Source organism: Streptococcus sanguinis (genome assembly GCF_008329445.1).
Classification (GTDB): Bacteria; Bacillota; Bacilli; order Lactobacillales; family Streptococcaceae; genus Streptococcus; species Streptococcus sanguinis_O.
Map to the genome: position 1 here is coordinate 39,966 of NZ_VIBR01000004.1, position 18,152 is coordinate 58,117.

The 18,152-nt window shown below is 49.1% G+C and carries 20 protein-coding genes; all 20 read left to right on the plus strand.

The features are described from left to right. The first annotated feature begins 16 nt into the window (after window positions 1–16). The 20 genes from cobA (at window position 17) to FKX92_RS09085 (ending at window position 18,151) form a co-directional block, all read left to right on the plus strand. Entirely contained in the window at window positions 17–1,456 is a 1,440-nt protein-coding gene (gene cobA / locus FKX92_RS08990) for a uroporphyrinogen-III C-methyltransferase (protein WP_149566122.1), read from the plus strand. Between the two features lie 13 nt (window positions 1,457–1,469). Beyond that, window positions 1,470–2,237 (plus strand): sirohydrochlorin cobaltochelatase, encoded by a 768-nt coding sequence (locus FKX92_RS08995; RefSeq protein WP_149566123.1) that lies wholly within the window; start codon window positions 1,470–1,472, stop codon window positions 2,235–2,237. Window positions 2,238–2,246: 9 nt separating this feature from the next. Next, window positions 2,247–2,948, plus strand: a complete 702-nt coding sequence (locus FKX92_RS09000) for a cobalt-factor II C(20)-methyltransferase (protein ID WP_149566124.1) — start codon at window positions 2,247–2,249, stop codon at window positions 2,946–2,948. A gap of 69 nt (window positions 2,949–3,017) precedes the next feature. Next, a complete protein-coding gene (locus tag FKX92_RS09005; protein WP_002901131.1) occupies window positions 3,018–3,752 on the plus strand; it encodes an energy-coupling factor ABC transporter permease in 735 nt (244 codons plus the stop codon). Then, a complete protein-coding gene (locus FKX92_RS09010) occupies window positions 3,749–4,054 on the plus strand; it encodes an energy-coupling factor ABC transporter substrate-binding protein (protein WP_002896451.1) in 306 nt (101 codons plus the stop codon). The genes FKX92_RS09005 and FKX92_RS09010 overlap by 4 nt, the downstream gene beginning before the upstream one ends. Window positions 4,055–4,171: 117 nt before the next feature. Next, window positions 4,172–4,846 (plus strand): CbiQ family ECF transporter T component, encoded by a 675-nt coding sequence (locus FKX92_RS09015; RefSeq protein ID WP_125401503.1) that lies wholly within the window; start codon window positions 4,172–4,174, stop codon window positions 4,844–4,846. Between the two features lie 62 nt (window positions 4,847–4,908). Beyond that, a complete protein-coding gene (locus FKX92_RS09020) occupies window positions 4,909–5,724 on the plus strand; it encodes an energy-coupling factor ABC transporter ATP-binding protein (RefSeq protein ID WP_149566125.1) in 816 nt (271 codons plus the stop codon). Beyond that, window positions 5,709–7,208 (plus strand): cobyric acid synthase, encoded by a 1,500-nt coding sequence (locus FKX92_RS09025; RefSeq protein WP_111676387.1) that lies wholly within the window; start codon window positions 5,709–5,711, stop codon window positions 7,206–7,208. Before FKX92_RS09020 ends, FKX92_RS09025 begins: the two co-directional genes overlap by 16 nt. Next, window positions 7,205–7,780 carry a cob(I)yrinic acid a,c-diamide adenosyltransferase gene (locus FKX92_RS09030; protein ID WP_111676385.1) on the plus strand — a complete coding sequence of 192 codons (576 nt, stop codon included), beginning with the start codon at window positions 7,205–7,207 and terminating at the stop codon, window positions 7,778–7,780. The genes FKX92_RS09025 and FKX92_RS09030 overlap by 4 nt, the downstream gene beginning before the upstream one ends. Window positions 7,781–7,791: 11 nt before the next feature. Then, window positions 7,792–8,223 carry a precorrin-2 dehydrogenase/sirohydrochlorin ferrochelatase family protein gene (locus FKX92_RS09035; protein WP_002896443.1) on the plus strand — a complete coding sequence of 144 codons (432 nt, stop codon included), beginning with the start codon at window positions 7,792–7,794 and terminating at the stop codon, window positions 8,221–8,223. 15 nt (window positions 8,224–8,238) lie between these two features. Beyond that, the gene (gene hemA / locus FKX92_RS09040) at window positions 8,239–9,492 is read left to right on the plus strand and encodes a glutamyl-tRNA reductase (protein WP_149566126.1); all 1,254 of its coding nucleotides are present in this window, start codon (window positions 8,239–8,241) and stop codon (window positions 9,490–9,492) included. Continuing rightward, the gene (gene hemC / locus FKX92_RS09045; protein ID WP_149566127.1) at window positions 9,479–10,399 is read left to right on the plus strand and encodes a hydroxymethylbilane synthase; all 921 of its coding nucleotides are present in this window, start codon (window positions 9,479–9,481) and stop codon (window positions 10,397–10,399) included. Before hemA ends, hemC begins: the two co-directional genes overlap by 14 nt. Next, complete coding sequence (locus FKX92_RS09050) at window positions 10,384–11,109, plus strand: uroporphyrinogen-III synthase (protein WP_149566128.1); 726 nt, start codon at window positions 10,384–10,386, stop codon at window positions 11,107–11,109. Before hemC ends, FKX92_RS09050 begins: the two co-directional genes overlap by 16 nt. Further along, a complete protein-coding gene (gene hemB / locus FKX92_RS09055) occupies window positions 11,096–12,067 on the plus strand; it encodes a porphobilinogen synthase (RefSeq protein ID WP_002910526.1) in 972 nt (323 codons plus the stop codon). Before FKX92_RS09050 ends, hemB begins: the two co-directional genes overlap by 14 nt. A gap of 43 nt (window positions 12,068–12,110) precedes the next feature. After that, a complete protein-coding gene (gene hemL, locus FKX92_RS09060; protein WP_149566129.1) occupies window positions 12,111–13,409 on the plus strand; it encodes a glutamate-1-semialdehyde 2,1-aminomutase in 1,299 nt (432 codons plus the stop codon). Then, the gene (gene cobU, locus FKX92_RS09065; RefSeq protein ID WP_149566130.1) at window positions 13,402–13,986 is read left to right on the plus strand and encodes a bifunctional adenosylcobinamide kinase/adenosylcobinamide-phosphate guanylyltransferase; all 585 of its coding nucleotides are present in this window, start codon (window positions 13,402–13,404) and stop codon (window positions 13,984–13,986) included. The genes hemL and cobU overlap by 8 nt, the downstream gene beginning before the upstream one ends. Further along, window positions 13,983–14,711 carry an adenosylcobinamide-GDP ribazoletransferase gene (cobS, locus tag FKX92_RS09070; protein WP_149566131.1) on the plus strand — a complete coding sequence of 243 codons (729 nt, stop codon included), beginning with the start codon at window positions 13,983–13,985 and terminating at the stop codon, window positions 14,709–14,711. Before cobU ends, cobS begins: the two co-directional genes overlap by 4 nt. After that, window positions 14,708–15,280, plus strand: a complete 573-nt coding sequence (locus FKX92_RS09075) for a histidine phosphatase family protein (RefSeq protein WP_149566132.1) — start codon at window positions 14,708–14,710, stop codon at window positions 15,278–15,280. Before cobS ends, FKX92_RS09075 begins: the two co-directional genes overlap by 4 nt. Before the next feature lie 51 nt (window positions 15,281–15,331). Then, window positions 15,332–16,435, plus strand: a complete 1,104-nt coding sequence (locus tag FKX92_RS09080) for an NADH-dependent flavin oxidoreductase (RefSeq protein WP_149566133.1) — start codon at window positions 15,332–15,334, stop codon at window positions 16,433–16,435. Window positions 16,436–16,555: 120 nt separating this feature from the next. Continuing rightward, window positions 16,556–18,151, plus strand: coding sequence for an ABC transporter substrate-binding protein (locus FKX92_RS09085; protein ID WP_187759417.1), 1,596 nt, complete (start codon window positions 16,556–16,558; stop codon window positions 18,149–18,151). Window position 18,152 lies beyond the last annotated feature (1 nt).

An 18,152-nucleotide genomic window follows, 5' to 3' on the forward strand; every position in this document is an offset into this window, starting at 1 on the left:
AATAAAAGGAGAAAAAATGTCCGGTTTAGTAACATTACTGGGAGCAGGTCCAGGGGATGCGGAGTTGTTGACCCTCAAAGGAAAGAGACGGCTTCAAGAAGCAGATGTCTTGGTCTTTGACCGCTTGGTCAATCAAGAGCTCTTTCAGCATCTAAAGTCTGACTGCGAAAAGATAGATGTCGGCAAAAAGCCAGGTCAGCCCTGCATCCGACAGGAAGAAATTGAAAATATTCTTATCGAAAAAGCCCGTCAGGGCAAGCGGGTAGTCCGCCTTAAGAGTGGCGATCCCTATATCTTTGGCCGAGGCGGAGAAGAAGGAGTCAAGCTGGTGGAAGCTGGTGTGGACTTTGAAGTGGTGCCAGGCATCACCTCTGCTGTGGCTGGTCTGACCTATGCAGGGATTCCTATGACTTATCGGGATGTAGCGACTAGCTTCCATGTCTTTACAGCCCATCTCAAGGATGAGACAGAAATGCTCAACTGGGAAGCAATTTCTGAGCTCAAAGGAACTTTAGTCTTCCTCATGGGCATGAAAAATCTGCCTTCCATCGTCCAAGAGCTGACGGCTAGAGGCTATGGCAAGGACAAGCCAGCCGCCATCGTTGAATGGGGAACCCATCCTCAACAGCGCTCGGTGGATGGAACCTTGGGTAACATAGTAGAACTAGCAGAAGCTGAAGACTTTAAGGCACCGAGTGTCATCGTGGTAGGTGATGTCGTGGCCTATAGACAGCAGCTGAATTTCCATGAGAATCTGCCGCTTTTCGGCCGTAAAATCTTCATCCAGCAATCAGAGACTGGCAGACTTCCTCGTTTGCTCAGGGATGCTGGAGCTGCGCTGACCACTTTCCCTGCTCGAGATTTGGTTGAAGAGTTAGACTTGCAGCTGCCGGACTTGGAGCAAGTAGACGGCCTCCTCTTTGCAGATATGCAAAGCTGGCCGCTCTTCTTGAAAGCTCTCCGCAAGGCAGGCAGAGACTTGCGCAGTCTACCGCACATCCGCTTTGCAGCTATTGGTCATCATACGGCTAAGTCTATTGAAGCGAGCGGCATTGTGCTGGATCGGATGACGCCTCAGCAGTCCGATGCGGATTTTGCAGCTGCTCTGGAAAAAGAAGGCGGCAACTGGTATATTCTGACAGCTGAGCATAAGAAAGCCAGTCTGGCAGAACTCTATTCGCTGCCGATTATCGCTAGCCACAGGCTGGCCTTTGACAGTCAGATTAGCAGTGACAATTGGTCAGAGATTGAAGTGGTCTGTCTTCCGAACTCTGCTGCGGCCATGAACTTTGTAGCAGCTAGTCAAGAAGCTGGATTTGACTGGACAGATGTCCCTATCGTTGTCATGGGTGCCAGCACGCGGGCTGTTTTAGAGGAAGCAGGCTTTAGCAAGATTGTTGAGACAGATGAAGCGACTATTGCTTCTATCATCGATAAATGTCGGGAAATTCTCTGAAAGGATACAGGTCATGAGTAAAGCTATAGTAGTAGTCAGTTTCGGAACGACCTATCCCGAGACCAGACGTAAAACAATTGAGGCTTGTGAGCAGGCTATTCAGGAACATTTTCCAGACTATCCAGTCCACCGAGCTTTTACCTCAAATGTCGTTAGACGTCGGATTAAGAAGCAGGAAGGGCTAGATATTCCTACGGTCAAAGAGGTTTTGGAGCAGCTCTTGGAAGCGGGCACTGAAGAGGTCTATATCCAGCCTCTCCATGTCATTTTGGGCAGCGAGTATGAGAAGATTCTCGCCCAAGCCAAAGAGTTTGAATCAGCTTTTAAAAAGCTGGTCGTTGCCAAGCCTCTGCTCAATAGTCAGGAAGACTATGAGGCTGTCAAGGATATTCTGCTGGAACGGTATGGCCATGAAGGTCAAGAGGCAGCAACAGTTCTGATGGGCCACGGCAGCCAGCATTATGCTTTTACAGCTTATGCGGCCTTGGATCATATGATGAAGGAAAGCTCAGTCTATATCGGCTGTGTAGAAAGCTATCCTCCAGTTGAGCTGATTGAGCAGGAACTGAAGAAAGAGGGTGTCCGAGAAGTGCATCTGGCACCTTTCATGCTGGTGGCTGGTGACCATGCGACCAATGATATGAGCTCAGATGAGGAAGGTTCTTGGTATCACTTCTTCAAGGAGCGGGGATATGAGGTCAAGGCCCATCTGGTCGGTCTGGGCGAATACCCTGAGGTTCAGCAGCTCTATATCCAGCATTTAGAAGAAATCATCGAATAGGAGGAAGGAATGGCAAAATTTTACGGAATTGGTGTGGGACCGGGTGATAGTGAGCTAGTCACTGTTAAGGCCAGTCGGCTTTTGGAAGACTTAGATATTCTCTATACACCAGAAGCTAAGAAGGGAAGCAAGAGCTTTGCATTAGGCATTGCAGAGCCCTACCTGAAAGAGCATCTGGAAATCAAGCAGCGGCATTTCCCTATGGTCCGTTCCAATTTGACCAAAGAAGTCCAGTGGCAGGCCATCTCTGCTGAAATCGCAGAGGATGTCAAGTCAGGCAAGAATGTCGGCTTTATCACACTGGGTGACCCCATGGTCTATAGTACTTACAGCTATCTACTGGAGTTGCTCAATAAGGAAATCGACTGTCAGACCATCCCTGGTATCACCTCTTTCTGCAGCATGGCTTCTGAGTTAGGTCAGCCCCTGACTATGGATGAGGAGTCTCTGGCGGTCATTCCAGCTACGGCTTCAGCTGAGAAGATTGAGGCGGCACTTGAGTTGCATGACTCGATTGTGCTGATGAAGGTGGCCAATCACCTAGATACTGTCCTGCCTCTGCTCGAAAAGCTCGGTCTCTTGCAGCAGACTTTCATGGTTAGCAATTCTTCGACAGATAAGCAGCAGACTCTGCTGGGCCTCGATGGAATCACACCAGAAACCAAGCTGCCTTATTTTACTACCTTCCTCGTGAAAAAGAAGATTTTTTAAAATCAGAGTCTATGTTCAAGGATGAAGATTCATTCTTGTGAGCTCAGGCTCTTAGAAAAGGAAAAAAACATGAAACTATTAAAAAATAAAAAAGTAACTTTTGTTGCCTTGCTGGCTATTTTGGCGGTACTGAGTACCCAGTCTGTGTCAGCTATGCATATCATGGAAGGCTATCTTCCACTCTTTTGGTGTATCTTCTGGTTCGCCGTATTCCTGCCTTTCTTTGTAGTAGGATTGATGCGCATCAAGAAAATCGTTGCAGAGGATCCAAATTCCAAGACTATGTTGGCCTTGTCCGGTGCCTTTATCTTCATCCTGTCTTCTTTGAAGATTCCGTCTGTTACAGGATCTAGTTCGCATCCGACTGGGGTTGGTCTGGGGACAGCTATGTTTGGCCCGTCCGTTATCAGCGTTTTGGGAACCATCTGCTTGCTCTTCCAAGCCCTTCTCTTGGCTCACGGCGGCTTGACAACTTTGGGTGCCAATGCATTCTCAATGGCAGTGGTTGGTCCATTTGTTGGTTATTTCGTCTACAAGTTTGCTAAATCTATCAAGCTTTCTACACCGGTTTCAATCTTTATCTGTGCTGTGATTGCGGACTTGGCGACTTATGCGACAACTTCTATCCAGCTCGGTTTGGTCTTCCCTGATGCTAACAGTGGCTTTGTTGGTTCTGCACTGAAATTCATGGGTGTCTTCTTGACTACTCAAATCCCAATCGCTATCGTAGAAGGATTGCTGACAGTTGTCCTCTATAACTTAATCTCAGAAAATGTCAAAGAAAGAGCAGGTCTGTTCAAATGAAAAAATACAAGAATATCATTTTAATCTTGGCTGCAGTAGCAGTCACTCTAGCTGCCTTTATCTTTGCACCTAAGGGTGTGGAATACAGTGGAACAGATGACGCTGCTGAAAAAACCATTAGCTCTATCCAAAAGGACTATGAGCCTTGGTTTTCACCAATCTTTGAGCCAGCGGGTCCAGAAGTAGAAAGTCTGCTCTTCACCCTGCAAGGCAGTATCGGAGCGGGTATCATCTTCTATGTCATTGGCTACCACAAAGGGAAAAAGCAAGGCCAACAAAAGGAAAACTCTGAACATAAATAAAAGCCTTCAACAGTATGAGCGAGCTCTGGTTCTTGATAGCGATTCAGCTTGTTTGGGACCGGAGCTGCTCTGTACTGGGGGCGTGGTAAAAACAAAGCTAGAAAGGAGTACCTCCACTTGTTTGCGATTGATAAATATGCCTATCAAAATCGGCTGAAAAATCTGCCGGTTGCTTATAAATTTGTCATCTATGTGCTCTTGTTAGCTGTCAGCTTTTCTGGTGTCAGGAGTCTGCAGCTAGGACTTATCGTCTTGATGGCGCCTCTGACTTGCTATGTGGCTCGGCTTCCGTGGCTGCGCTATCTGAAATGGTATCTGCATGCCAGTATCTTTATCCTGATCAGTCTCTTGACCTTTGTCTTGACCTATCAGAATAGTCAGGAGCAGCTCTTGCTGGCCTTGCCTTTGGGTCAGGGCTATCTGGGCATCAGCCAATCCTCTGTCCAGCAGACCATTTTTATCCTCTTGCGCATCTATTCATCCTTGGTTTCGACTTATTTCTTTGTCCTGACGGTGCCTTTTGCTCAGATGCTGCGGCTTTTTAAAGCCATGCATGTTCCACGGGTACTGCTAGACTTGATTGTCCTCATGTATCGCTTCATTTTCCTGGTCTTCTATGAGTTTGTGACCATTCGGGATACCTTGGACTTGAAATTCTCCTTTTACAATAAAAGGAAGCAACACCAAGCCTGGGGCAGATTAGCCAATACTCTTTTTGTTAAATTGCTGGATGATAATCAGCATTTAAATGAGGTGCTAACGCTAAGATTTGATGCAGAGCACAGTGAATAATAAAAGCGCATTTACAATAAGACTGCTTTTATACTATAATGGAAAGTAGATAGGAAACTTAGATGTTACAAGTAAAGAATATTTCTTTTTCGTATGACGAAAATCCAACGCTGCACGATATTTCTATGGACTTCGAAGAAGGCCGGATTACCGGTATTCTGGGAGTTAATGGCTCAGGTAAGTCTACCATCATGAAAATCATCACCCGACTGCTCAAACCGCAGAAGGGCAGCATTTTATATGATGGTCAGCCTGTGGGCGACTCTAAGAAGGCTTTGTTCCAGTATCGGCAGCATGTCAATATGGTCTTTCAGAATCCAGAGCAGCAGCTCTTTTATACCATTGTGAAGGACGATATTGGCATGGCCTTGGAAAACTTAGGCTATGAAGAAGACGAGATAACCAGCAGAGTAGCGACGGCTTTAGAGATGATGGACATTTCCCATCTGCAGGACAGACCGCTGCAGTATCTGAGCTACGGCCAGAAAAAGCGTGTGGCTATTGCAGGTATGCTAGCCCTGCAGCCCAAGTATCTGCTGCTGGATGAGCCGACGGCAGGACTGGATCCCAAAGGGCGGGACCAGATGGCAGCGACCATGAAAAAGCTAGTCCAGGCTGGAACTAACATCATCGTATCCAGCCATGACATGGATCTGATGTATGACTGCTGTGACTATGCCTACCTGCTGCAGAAGGGGCATTTGATTGCGGAGGGCAGCAAGTTTGATTTCTTCCAGCAGGGAGAACTGCTAGTAGAGGCAGGATTGGCTGTACCTTGGATTGTCAAGCTTCATCAGACTATCCAGACGCCACTGGCAGAAAATGAAGCTGCTTTCTTTGAGCAGCTAGGAGGAAATGTAAAATGGTCAAATCATTGATGGTACAGGGAACTGCCTCAGATGCTGGGAAGAGCATTATTGCGGCGGGTCTCTGCCGGATTTTCAAGCAGGATGGCCTAGAAGTGGTGCCTTTTAAGTCGCAGAATATGGCGCTTAATTCCTTTATCACCAAAAAAGGAGATGAAATGGGCCGGGCTCAGGTCGTTCAGGCTGAGGCAGCTGGCAAAGAGCCGGATGTCCGCATGAATCCGGTCCTGCTCAAACCCACCTCTGACCGTAAGTCTCAGGTTGTTTTTCTAGGCCGTGTACTGCGGGATATGGATGCCGTCGAATACCATGAATACAAGCAGCAGCTCCTGCCTAAGATTAAGGAAGTCTATGAGGAGCTGGGCGCTGAGAATGATATCATCGTCATTGAGGGTGCGGGCAGTCCAGCTGAAATCAATCTCAATGACCGAGACATTGTCAATATGGGCATGGCCAAGTTAGTTGATGCGCCAGTGATTTTAGTGGCGGATATTGATAAGGGCGGCGTCTTTGCCTCTATCTATGGAACGATTGAGCTCATGCCGCCTGAGGACCGCAAGCGGATCAAGGGTGTTATTATCAATAAATTCCGTGGCGATGTGGCCCTGCTGCAGTCCGGTATTGATATGATTGAGGAGCTGACCCAGGTGCCGGTTATCGGAGTCGTGCCTTATGCCCAGCTGGATATTGACAGCGAAGACAGTGTGGCATTGGTACAGAAAAGTCGGCGCTTTGATAGCAGAAAGAGTCTGGATATCGCAGTTGTCAGCCTCAAGCGCCTGTCCAACTTTACGGATTTTCACAGTCTGGAAATCCAGCCGGATGTTTCTGTCCGCTATGTCCAGCCTGGTGATGCGATTGGTCGACCGGACCTCTTGATTCTGCCGGGCAGCAAAAACACCATCGAAGACATGAACTATCTGAGAGAGTCTGGTCTTGAAGCTGAGATTCTCGAGTGTCTAGAGCAGGGCGTGCGAATCTTTGGTATCTGTGGCGGCTATCAGCTGCTGGGACAGAAGATTAGCGATCCGCTGCACCTAGAGTCTGACTTAGAAGAGATTAGCGGGCTGGGTATTTTAGAGACCGAGACGGTGCTTCAGCCGGTCAAGAGGACGACGCAGGTCAGAGCCCTGCATGAGGGACAAGAACTAGAGGGCTACGAGATTCACATGGGGGAAACCCAGCTGGCGGATCGTCTGGAGCCATTTTCCATCATCAAGGAGCAAAATGGTGAGGCAACCGAGCGTCCAGATGGAGCTGTGGCTTATGGCGGGCAGGTGCAAGGAACTTACCTTCATGGGGTCTTTGACAATCTAGAATGGACTCGTCAGTACCTGAATGAACTTCGTCTGGCTAAGGGCTTAGAACCGCTAGAGGACCAGCTTGTCAGTATCAAAGACTTTAAAGATAGAGAGTATGATAAGTTAGCAGACGTCCTGCGCCAGTCTTTGGACATGGAGCAGATTTATCAAATCATCAACAGAGAAGAAAAATGAGAATTTATACGAAATACGGAGACAAAGGGTTTACTCGGCTCTACGGTGGGGATCGAGTATCCAAGACCCATATTCGAGTCGAAGCTTATGGAACGATGGATGAGCTATGCTCTCATCTAGGCTATGTCGTATCTGAGATGCGCGACTATCCTATCTTGGATGACCTACGTCTGGAATGCGAGGAAATCCAGCAGCATCTATTTGACTGCGGCAGCGACTTGGCTACGCCGCGGGAGTTACGCCCCTACAAGCAAGAACCAGCCAATGTCAGCTGGCTGGAGGAGCGGATGGATGAGTATATGCATATCCCTCCGAAAATCGACCGCTTTATCATTCCGGGCGGCCATCGGATTGCCAGTCTCCTGCATGTGGCCCGCACCATGACCAGACGTCTGGAGCGGCGTATGGTAGCTGTTATAGAGGCAGATGAAGCGGTCAATGAGATCGGCTTGATCTATATCAACCGTCTGTCGGATTACTTTTTTGTACTGGCTCGATTGGTCAATGACCGGCTCGAGGAGCCAGATACGGTCTACAAACGCAGCGCAAAAATCTTTCGGGAAAAGAAATAGGAGAAGCTAGCATGTATCCAGTCATGATTAATATCAGAGAGAAGAAAGTCGTGGTAGTGGGAGGCGGCAAGGTCGCAGCGCGGAAGATTAAGACCCTGCTGGCTGAGCAAGCTGCTGTGACAGTAGTCAGTCCGACTCTGCATGCTGATATTCCACAGGCGGAGATCCAGTGGCTAGCTAGACCCTACCAGACAGGCGATTTGGAAGGCGCAAAGCTAGTCTTTGCCTGTACAGATCAGGCGGAAGTTAACCGTCAGATTATGGAGGATGCTGCACCCAGTCAGCTGGTAAACAATACGGGCGACAAGACCTTTTCTGACTTCTACAATGTAGCCATTGCGCGAAAGAAGGACGTGTCTGTCATGATCTCGACCAACGGTCTCTCGCCTAGTCGCTCCAAGGAGATTCGCAAGAAGATAGAAGCAATTTTAGACCAACTTTAAAAGAAGGAAAGAAGCATGCACCTATTATATGTGGGTTTGACCCATCGGGAAACGCCGCTGCCAATTTTGGAAAAAGCGCATTTCTCAGATCAGGAGGGGCTGAAAGCCCTAAAGCTCCTGAAAAGAGAAAAAAGTATCTTGGAAAATATCATCCTGTCCACCTGCAATCGGACCGAGCTCTATCTGGTGGTGGACCAGCTGCATACTGGCCGCTACTATTCCAAGCATTTTTTGGCGGACTGGTTTCAGATTCCTGTCAAGGAGCTGGAAGAGTATTTAGTCTTTCGTGAAGGGGATGAGGCCTTGCGGCATCTGCTGCGGGTCTCTATCGGATTGGAATCCAAGATTGTTGGTGAAAGTCAGGTCTTGGGCCAGCTCAAGCAGGCTTTCCTGACAGCGCAAGATGCTGGTACGACTGGAATTGTCCTCAATCAGGCTTTCAAGCAGGCGCTGACCTTTGCTAAGTGCATGCATGATACTTATCGGATCAATGACCGGCCTATTTCTATCGGCCTGACGGCTATCCAAGAATTGGACCGACTGGGGCTGGATTACAGCACTAAAAAGGTAGCTGTTATCGGTTTGGGAGAGATTGGTCAGCTGGTGACTAAGTATGCTCTACAGCGGCCTTTCAAGTCAGTTATGCTGCTCAATCGGACAGTCAGCAAGGCCCAGCCTTTTCTGACAGAGGACAGGGTATCTGCCCATGGCTGGGATGAGTTGGAGGCAGTGCTGGCGGATGCGGATGTGGTCTTTTCAGCTGTTAAAACGGAAGAATACATTATCTTTCCCTCCATGCTTAAGGCGGATGCGGTCGTGTTTGACCTCTGTCTGCCTCGTTCCTGCCATCCAGGCTCATCTCTGAAGCTCTATAATATCGAAAATCTGACCAATCAACTGGAGCAATACAAAGCGGAACGGCAGGAGATTGCCGGTCGGATTGCTTTGGAGATTGATGAGGAGCTGGTCAAGTTTGCTGACTGGCGTCAGCAACTGGGCATTATTCCTCTGATTCAGGAAATCAGGGATAAGGCTTTGGAAGCTCAAGCTTCGGCCATGGAAAGCCTTAATCGTAAGTTTCCGGATTTGACCGAGCGGGAGCAAAAGCAGATTTCCAAGCACATGAAGAGTATTATCAACCAAGTCTTGAAGGAGCCAATCTTGCAGCTCAAAGAGCTGTCAGTCGGAGAGCATTCAGACTATGACATTGCCTTGATTGCCAAGATATTTGGCTTGCACAGAGAAAGGGGAAAAGATGAAGGTCATTAAGGTAGGAACCCGCAAGAGTAAGCTGGCTATGACCCAGACCCAGCAGTTAGTCGACCAGCTCAAGAAGCTCCATCCAGAGCGGGATTTTGTCCTCGTTCCCTATACCACAAAAGGAGATCGATTGACCCATGTCAGCCTCCAGGAAATTGGCGGCAAGGGAGTCTTTGTCAAGGAAATCGAGCGAGCCCTCTTGGCTGGTGAGATTGATATGGCAGTCCACAGTCTCAAGGACATGCCCGCTAAACTAGCTGAGGGCTGTGCACTCGGTGCGATTAGCCAGCGAGAAGATGTTCGAGATTGCTTGATTTTCCGTCAAGCTGGCCAGACATTGGCTGACCTGCCTAAGGGCGCTCTTATAGGAACCAGCAGCATTCGCCGACAGGTTCAGCTGCAGGCTCAGAGGCCGGATTTGACGTTCAAGCCACTGCGAGGCAATATTGATACACGCATCAAGAAGCTGGAAGAAGGTGAATACGATGCGATTGTCTTGGCTATGGCTGGACTTAAACGTTTGGGCTGGCTGGACCAAAGCCATCTTCACATTCAGCCTTTAGAGACCAGTCTTTGCCTGCCGGCTATTTCTCAGGGAGCTTTGGCAGTGGAATGCCGGGAAGAGGATGAGGAACTGCGGAGTCTCTTGGCAACTGTTCAGGATGAGAAGACAGCAGCTGAAGTGGAAGTTGAGAGGGCAGTTTTGGCTCAGATGAATGCAGACTGTACTTTCCCTATCGCTGCTTTTGCCCAGAAAAACGGTCAGGACTACCAGCTAGAGGCCATGCTGGCCAAGGAGGACGGCCAATGTGTCTTTGTCATCCTTCAAGGGCAGGATGGCCAGCAATTGGCAGAGCAGGCTGTGCGCCAATTAGCCGATAAGGGAGCAGTAGGAATGCCATGGTTAAAAAAATAATCTTTACCAGAGAGCAGGCGCCAGACTCTGCCTGGCTAGAAAAGATCAGACAGGCTGGATTTGAGACGCATCATGTTCCTCTCATTCGCTGTCAGACTCTGCCCTTGCCAGAAGATGTCCAAGCAGCACTGCCAGAAGCTGACTGGGCCTTTTTTACCAGTGCTGTCGCAGTAGAGGCTTTCAGTCCCTATCTGAAAGCTGACTACCAGATTGCGACCATCGGGCCGCAGACCAGTCAGGCGCTGGACAAGCTAGGCCGAGCCTGTGATTTTCAGGCCAGCAGCCACTATGGTCTTGACTTTATTCAGGAGTGGTTGGATTTGGCTCTGCCAACGCAGAAGATTTTGCTGCCCCAGAGCAGCTTGTCCAATCCCAGTCTGGCTGAGAAGTTAAAAGAAGCAGGTCATGATGTCTGGGCTTGGCCTATGTACGAAACGACCTCAAATCCTGCTGGTCAGGACCAGCTCGAGACCTATCTGTCTCAAGAGGAAGTGATTTGGACCTTTGCCAGTCCGTCGGCTTGGCAGAGTTTTTGTGCTATTCAGCCCCATCTAGCATCCAGCCATCAGATTGCAGTGATTGGTCAGACAACGGCTCAGGCGGTTAAGGAGTCTGGCTATGGGGTAGATTACCAGCCCCAGAGTCCTTCTGTTGAGGAAATGGTCAAGGAAATAATCAAGAAAGAAGAGAAGAAGCATGGAATTTTATAGACATCGCAGACTGAGGAGAAGCAGCAGTCTGCGGCAGCTGGTTCGAGAAACCAAGCTGTCTGTGGATGATTTTATCCAACCCTTGTTTGTCAAGGAAGGGTTGACTGAAAAGCAAGAGGTAGCTTCTATGCCGGGAGTTTATCAGTTCTCCCTCGAGGATTTGCTGCCAGAAGTTCAGGAATGTGTGGACTTAGGTATTCGAGCTTTTATCGTCTTTGGCATTCCGTCAGAAAAGGACGAAATAGGCAGTCAGGCTTCAGCTGAAAATGGCATTGTCCAAGAAGCTATCCGTCTGATCAAGAAGCATTTTCCTGAGACGGTCGTCATTGCAGACACCTGTCTCTGTGAGTTTACCAGTCACGGCCATTGCGGTATTTTGCGAGGGGAAGAAGTGGATAATGATCTGTCTCTGACTAGACTGACAGAAGTCGCTGTCAGCCAAGCCAGGGCTGGAGCAGATGTCATTGCGCCTTCCAATGCCATGGACGGTTTTGTGGCGGCTATTCGTCAGGGACTTGATGCAGCGGGCTTTGAAGACATTCCGATCATGTCCTATGCCATTAAGTTTGCCTCTAGCTTTTATGGACCTTTCCGAGATGCTGGTGAGAGTGCTCCGGCCTTTGGTGACCGCAAGACCTATCAGATGGATCCGGCCAATCGATTGGAGGCTTTGAGAGAAGCCAAGAGCGATGAGGAGCAGGGAGCAGACTTTCTCATGGTTAAGCCGGCTCTGGCCTTTCTGGATATCCTCAGAGAGCTGCGTCAGGAAACTCGGTTGCCTCTGGTGACCTATAATGTCAGTGGAGAATACGCCATGGTCAAGGCAGCAGCCCAGCAGGGCTGGATCAATGAAAAAGCTATAGTCATGGAAACTTTGACCAGTATGAAGCGGGCTGGGGCAGACTTGATTATCACTTATTTTGCCAAGGATGCGGCCGGCTATCTGAAAGAAGGATAGAGACTGCGGAAAATCAGCAGTTTTCTAGATAAGGAGGACGAACTTGAAGAGAGAACATTCCAACCAATATTTCACAGAGGCTCAAAAGCTCTTTCCAGGCGGGGTCAACAGTCCTGTACGGGCTTTTAAGGCTGTGGGCGGCCATCCGCTTTTTATCGAAAAAGCCAGCGGCGCCTATCTGCATGATGTCGATGGCAACCGCTATATTGACTACGTCCTGTCTTGGGGACCCATGATTTTGGGGCATGCTCCTAAGGATGTGTTGCCGGCAGTTGAGGAATCTATTTGGGAGGGGACCAGCTTTGGTGCTCCGAGTCCCAGAGAAATCGCTCTTGGCCAGCTGGTGCAGGAGCGTCTGCCTTTCATGGAAAGAATGCGGATGGTCAATTCGGGAACGGAAGCGACCATGAGCGCCATTCGGGTAGCACGTGGAGTGACCAAGCGATCTAAAATTGTTAAATTTATCGGCTGCTATCACGGCCACAGTGATTCCTTTTTGGTTCAGGCTGGTTCAGGCTTGGCCAGCTTTGGGATTGCTGATTCTGCCGGAGTCATTGCTCAGGTAGCTGGGGAAACTCTGGCCTTGCCGTACAATGACAAAGATGCTCTCAAGGCTTGCTTTGAAAAGTACGGAGATGACATTGCCTGTGTCATTTTAGAAGCAGTTGCTGGCAATATGGGCTTGATTCCAGCGGATGCGAACTTTATCAGTACTATTCGCTCCCTCACTCAGGAATACGGCTCTCTCTTCATCGTGGACGAGGTCATGAGTGGTTTCCGAGCTCATTATCAGGGGGCAGTCGGCCTCTATCAGACAGAGCCAGATCTGGTCTGCTTGGGCAAGGTTATTGGTGGCGGCTTCCCCGTCGCAGCCTTTGGCGGCAAGGCCGTCTATATGGATCAGGTAGCGCCTCTAGGCAGCATCTACCAGGCTGGTACCTTGTCGGGGAATCCAGTCGCTATGACGGCCGGTTATGAAACTCTGAAACAGCTAACACCTGAACTCTTTGATGAGATTGAAGAGAAAACAAGCTACCTCTGTGATGGCTTGCGAAATCTAGCAGACAAGTACAGCATTGATCTGCAAGTCGTATCAAAAGGTACCATGTTTGGCTTCTTTTTCAGCCAGAAGCCAGTCCGCAACTTTGAGGATTCTAAGGCGGCTGACCATGTACAGTTTGCACGACTGCACGGTCTCTTGCTGGAAGAGGGCATCTATCTGGCGCCATCTCAGTATGAAACCAACTTTATGTCCAGTGCCCATACTAGAGCGGATCTAGACCAGACCTTGGCAGCCTTTGAGCGGGCATTTCATGCAATGAAAGAAGAAGCAAATGGCTAAGATTGTGTTAGTGACAGGCGGGGCCAGAAGCGGCAAGTCAGCATTTGCGGAGGAGCAGTTGGCGGATCGAGAGCGAGTTTGCTATATTGCGACCGGCCTACCCCGAGGAGAAGATCCAGAATGGCAGGAGCGGATTCGGCTGCACCAAGAACGCCGGCCGACTTCCTGGACGACTCAAGAGCAGTATGCAGGGCTGGCCGACTGGCTGCGAGAGCAGTCGCATCCAGTTTATCTGCTGGATTGTGCCACGCTTCTGACCAGCAATCGCCTCTTTGATTTGATTGCTCAGCATTTTCCAGACAAGCTGGAGCTGACAGAGGAGCACTTTCTCAGTCGGCAGGAGCAGTCTTTCCTGCTGCAGCTCTTGGAAGAAGAATGGCAAGAGCTCCTATCCACAATCCGTCAGGCAAATGCTGAGTGCTGGATTGTGACGGACGAGGTTGGCCTGGGCATTGTCCCAGAGACCAGACTAGGACGCTTCTTCCGTGATGTGCAGGGCAAGATCAACCAACTGATTGCAAAGGAGGCGAGTGAGGCTTATCTGGTTATCTGCGGTCTCGCTCAGCAGTTGAAATGATAAAGGCATTGATTATCTATACCCAATTTTTTAGCCGGATTGTGATTCCAAAGGCAGTGGATATCTCCTATCTGCGACGGGGACTTCCTTTTCTGACCCTCTTTGGTCTCTTGCTGGGTTTGATTTCAGGTGGATTTTATTTCCTAATGAGTCTAGTCTTACCAGGAATGGTTGCTTGGGTTCTGACCCTTGCTTTCGATGTTCTGCTGACAGGTGGCTTTCACTTGGACGCTTTAGCGGATACGGCGGATGGGCTCTTCTCCTCTCGTAAGAAGGAGCGGATGCTGGAGATTATGAAGGACAGCCGGATTGGCAGCAATGGAGTTCTGGCGCTCATTCTCTACTATGCTCTGATGCTGGTTCTCTATCCTTATCTGCCAGAGCCTCGCTGGTTTATCGTGGCTAGTCTGTCCATGATTGGCAAGGCCGGTTTGAGCCTACAGCTTTACCGGATGACCTATGCCAGAGAAGGCGGCGGTTCGGGGAATTTCTTCAGTGGCAGCAAGACGAGTCATATCCTGCTTGCCCAGCTTCTCCCCTTGCTCCTGTCTCTGCTAGTTTTTAGCTGGAGAGGCCTCTTGGCTTATGGCTTAGTATTTTTGGGAGCAATCGGCTATCGCCGGTTCGTTTATAATAAAATTGACGGCCACACAGGCGATACGCTAGGAGCCTATGTTGAAGTTGCCCAACTCCTCTATCTTTTAGGATTGGTGGTGCTAGGATGAAAAGATGGTATCTGATGCGGCACGGTCAGACAGACTACAATCGCAGGCGCTGTTTCTACGGCAGCCATGATGTCTCTATCAATGAGCAAGGCCAAGCGGACGCTAAGCAGCTGGCGCTGCTGATGCAGAAGCATGCGGTTGATGCAATCTACACTAGTAGTCTCAAGCGGACGCAGGAAACAGCCCAGCTGGCTTTTCCAGACAGGCAAGTACAGGCCATAGCTGATTTTGACGAGCGGGGCTTTGGACAATGGGAAGGTTTGACAGCTGATGAGATTGAAGCGGCGTTTCCAGAAGTCTGGCAAGCTTGGTTGGAGGCCCCCTTTGAGGTCACGCCTCCTGAAGCAGAAGTTTTCTCAGACTTTCAGACCAGAGTCTGGGCAGCAACGGACCGCCTGCTAGATAGTGCTGATGAGTTAATGGCTCTAGTGGCTCATTTGGGAGTCCTTCGCTTGATTTACCAGCATTTGGTTGATGGAGAGGCTGTTTTTTGGAACATTGATGTCCCCCAAGGACGAGTGCTGCTCTTAGAAGAGCGGGACCAGACTTGGCAGGCGACCTTACTCTAAGGCTTTATTATTAAAAAACAACATGATTTATCTTGGGAAAGAGGTGACTAGATGAATACACAGATTCAGGATAAATTTACTTTTAAAAATGGTCAGACCATGCGCAATCGCGTTGTCTTGGCGCCTATGACCATCTGTGCTAGTGAGCCTGGAGGCTATGTATCTCAGGCAGATATTGACTTTTTTGCCCGCCGGTCGAGGTCGGTTGGCATGGTCATAACTGGCAGTACCTATGTCCATCCTCTGGGCAAGTCCTTTGCGGAGAGCTTCAGCGGCGCTGAGGACGATAAGATTGAGGGGCTTAGTCGTCTGGCCAAGGCCATCAAGGACCAAGGGGCTTTAGCTATTGTGCAGCTTTATCATGGTGGTCGCATGGTTCTGCCTGATTTGATTGACGGTCAGCCAGTAGCACCTAGCGCTGTCAAGGCTCCGCGCGATTATCTGGCAGAGCCGAGGGCGCTCAAGAATTCTGAAGTAGAGCAGGTGATAGAGGATTTTCTATCAGCTATCAGACGGGCCATTCAGGCTGGCTTTGACGGAGTCGAGCTTCATGGCGCCAATACCTATCTGATTCAGCAGTTTGTCTCTCCCCATTCCAATGTCCGTCAGGACAAGTGGGGCGGCAGTCTTAACAACCGCCTGCGCTTTCCAAAGACCTTGCTGAAAAGAGCCAAGCAACTAGTCAAAGAAGAGGCAGAACGCCCCTTCCTGATTGGCTACCGCTTTTCTCCGGAAGAGATTGAAGAGCCAGGTATCCAGCTTTATGATACCCTGCAGTTGCTGGAGCAGCTCATCTATCATCAGGTGGACTATCTGCATATTTCGACCTCTGATGTCTGGCGCTCGTCTATCAGAGATTCTCAGGACTCGGAGCCAGTGATTCAGAAAATTATCAGAAAAATTAATGGTAGAGTGCCCCTGATTGGTGTCGGTCAGATAAAGACCAAGCAGGATGCCCAGCAAGTATTGGATGCGGGGATTCCGCTTTTTGCCCTGGGCAAGGCCCTGCTCTTAGACCCCGACTGGGCAGAAAAGGTTGTCTCTGGCCGAGAGGCAGAAGTCATCCGAGCTTATCGCGATGAGTTGCAGGCAGACTTGGCTCTGCCAACTGCCTTTGTCGAAGATGCTAGAAGCTATCTGGAAGGAAAAGATTAAGACAAGCACATCCCCAAGGAGGAAAAAGAATGAGCAATCATTTGTTTTTCACTCGTTTGCTCTCTCATCTTCAGGACATAGAACCACCCACCTTAGACAGAGAGCGAAGTATATATAGATTTGACTAGGACAGACCGTCTTAAAGTAGTTTACAAAATAGAAAAGGAAGTTGAATACTTTATGAAACATTTTAAAAAAATTATGGCTCTAGCCTTGGCAGGCCTAGCCCTAGCCTCCTGTGTAAACCCTAGCAAAACCAGCGAGCCTGCTGGCGATAGTGGCAGTAAGACTGTAACCATTGGCTACACTCAGTTTCCAGCAAATGTGGATCCAGCAGCGGAATACAATGGCTGGTTCACGGTCCGTTACGGAGTGGGAGAAACCCTCTTTAAGATGGACGACAAACTTGAGGTGAAACCTTGGCTGGCTGAGAAAATCGAAGCAGTCTCAGACCTAGAGTGGAAAATTACCCTCAAGGATAAGGTGACCTTCCAAAATGGTGAAAAAATGACCGGTGAAAAGGTCAAAGCTTCTCTGGAACGCTTGATTAAGACAAGCGAGCGGGCAGCATCAGATATGGGCATTGACAGCATTTCTGCAGAGGGTCAAACCGTGACCATCAAGACAAAGGCTGTGCAGCCTATCATGGCTAATCTCTTGGCAGAGCCCTACTCCGCTATTGTCGATACGACTGGCAAGAGTGCATCTGACAAGGCTCCTGTCGGAACTGGACCTTACATGGTGACCAAGTACACTCCTGAGAGCGGAGCAGAGCTCAAGGCTTATGAAGACTACTGGGATGGCAAGCCAAAAGTTGCTAATCTGAAGATTAAATACTTCTCTGATCCGACAGCTATTTCTGCAGCCCTCAAGTCTAAGGAAGTGGATGCCGTCTATGGTCTGCCTTATGCAAATCTAAGCACCTATGCTTCCGATAAGAACTACAAAATTTCTGAAGTAGAAGGTTCCCGCTACCTAGCTTACTATTATAACTTCGAAAATCCTTATGTGGCAGATGATAAGTTCCGTCAGGCTTTAGATACCTTGGTAGACAAGAAGACCTACTCTGAATCCCTCTTTAAAGGCTCAGCTGTGCCAGCTGTTGGACCTTTCCCTACTGGCTTCGCCTTTGCCCTGCAAAAGAGCGTCCATGAATTTAACGTAGACAAGGCTAAGAAACTCTTGGATGAGGCTGGCTACAAGGATACCGACGGCGATGGCTACCGTGAAAAAGACGGTCAAAAAGTCAGTATTGAGCTGCTGTCCTTTACCCGTCTGCCTGAAATGCCGCTGGCTGTAGAAGCAACTCAGCAACAGCTCAAGGAAGTCGGAATCGAAGCGACCATTAAGAAAGTTGAAGTCAGTGCCGTTGCCAGTGAAAAGGATTATGCCTTCACACCTTACGCGGTGGTAGCAGCTCCGATTGGTGATCCGTATGCCTTCTTCAACAGTGCTGTTAAGACCAATGGTACAGCCAATATCGGTCACTACAGCAATCCAGAAGCGGATAAGAAAATCGAAGAGTTGGCGACTGAAACTGATCCAGCTAAGCGCAATCAGCTCAGCAAGGAAATCCAAGAAATCATGGACAAGGACTATGGCTTTACCATTATCGGCTTCTTCAAGGTCGCTCTGGTAATGGACAAGTCCGTCTCTGGTTTGGAATCCCATCCAACAGACTACTATCACGTCAGCAACAAACTATCAAAGGAATAAA

Bases quoted from the DNA above. Each gene is read 5' to 3' on its own strand.
- cobA (WP_149566122.1), top strand. From the start codon at position 17: ATGTCCGGTTTAGTAACATTACTGGGAGCAGGTCCAGGGGATGCGGAG.
- FKX92_RS08995 (WP_149566123.1), top strand. From the start codon at position 1,470: ATGAGTAAAGCTATAGTAGTAGTCAGTTTCGGAACGACCTATCCCGAG.
- FKX92_RS09000 (WP_149566124.1), top strand. From the start codon at position 2,247: ATGGCAAAATTTTACGGAATTGGTGTGGGACCGGGTGATAGTGAGCTA.
- FKX92_RS09005 (WP_002901131.1), top strand. From the start codon at position 3,018: ATGAAACTATTAAAAAATAAAAAAGTAACTTTTGTTGCCTTGCTGGCT.
- FKX92_RS09010 (WP_002896451.1), top strand. From the start codon at position 3,749: ATGAAAAAATACAAGAATATCATTTTAATCTTGGCTGCAGTAGCAGTC.
- FKX92_RS09020 (WP_149566125.1), top strand. From the start codon at position 4,909: ATGTTACAAGTAAAGAATATTTCTTTTTCGTATGACGAAAATCCAACG.
- FKX92_RS09025 (WP_111676387.1), top strand. From the start codon at position 5,709: ATGGTCAAATCATTGATGGTACAGGGAACTGCCTCAGATGCTGGGAAG.
- FKX92_RS09030 (WP_111676385.1), top strand. From the start codon at position 7,205: ATGAGAATTTATACGAAATACGGAGACAAAGGGTTTACTCGGCTCTAC.
- FKX92_RS09035 (WP_002896443.1), top strand. From the start codon at position 7,792: ATGTATCCAGTCATGATTAATATCAGAGAGAAGAAAGTCGTGGTAGTG.
- hemA (WP_149566126.1), top strand. From the start codon at position 8,239: ATGCACCTATTATATGTGGGTTTGACCCATCGGGAAACGCCGCTGCCA.
- hemC (WP_149566127.1), top strand. From the start codon at position 9,479: ATGAAGGTCATTAAGGTAGGAACCCGCAAGAGTAAGCTGGCTATGACC.
- FKX92_RS09050 (WP_149566128.1), top strand. From the start codon at position 10,384: ATGGTTAAAAAAATAATCTTTACCAGAGAGCAGGCGCCAGACTCTGCC.
- hemB (WP_002910526.1), top strand. From the start codon at position 11,096: ATGGAATTTTATAGACATCGCAGACTGAGGAGAAGCAGCAGTCTGCGG.
- cobU (WP_149566130.1), top strand. From the start codon at position 13,402: ATGGCTAAGATTGTGTTAGTGACAGGCGGGGCCAGAAGCGGCAAGTCA.
- cobS (WP_149566131.1), top strand. From the start codon at position 13,983: ATGATAAAGGCATTGATTATCTATACCCAATTTTTTAGCCGGATTGTG.
- FKX92_RS09075 (WP_149566132.1), top strand. From the start codon at position 14,708: ATGAAAAGATGGTATCTGATGCGGCACGGTCAGACAGACTACAATCGC.
- FKX92_RS09080 (WP_149566133.1), top strand. From the start codon at position 15,332: ATGAATACACAGATTCAGGATAAATTTACTTTTAAAAATGGTCAGACC.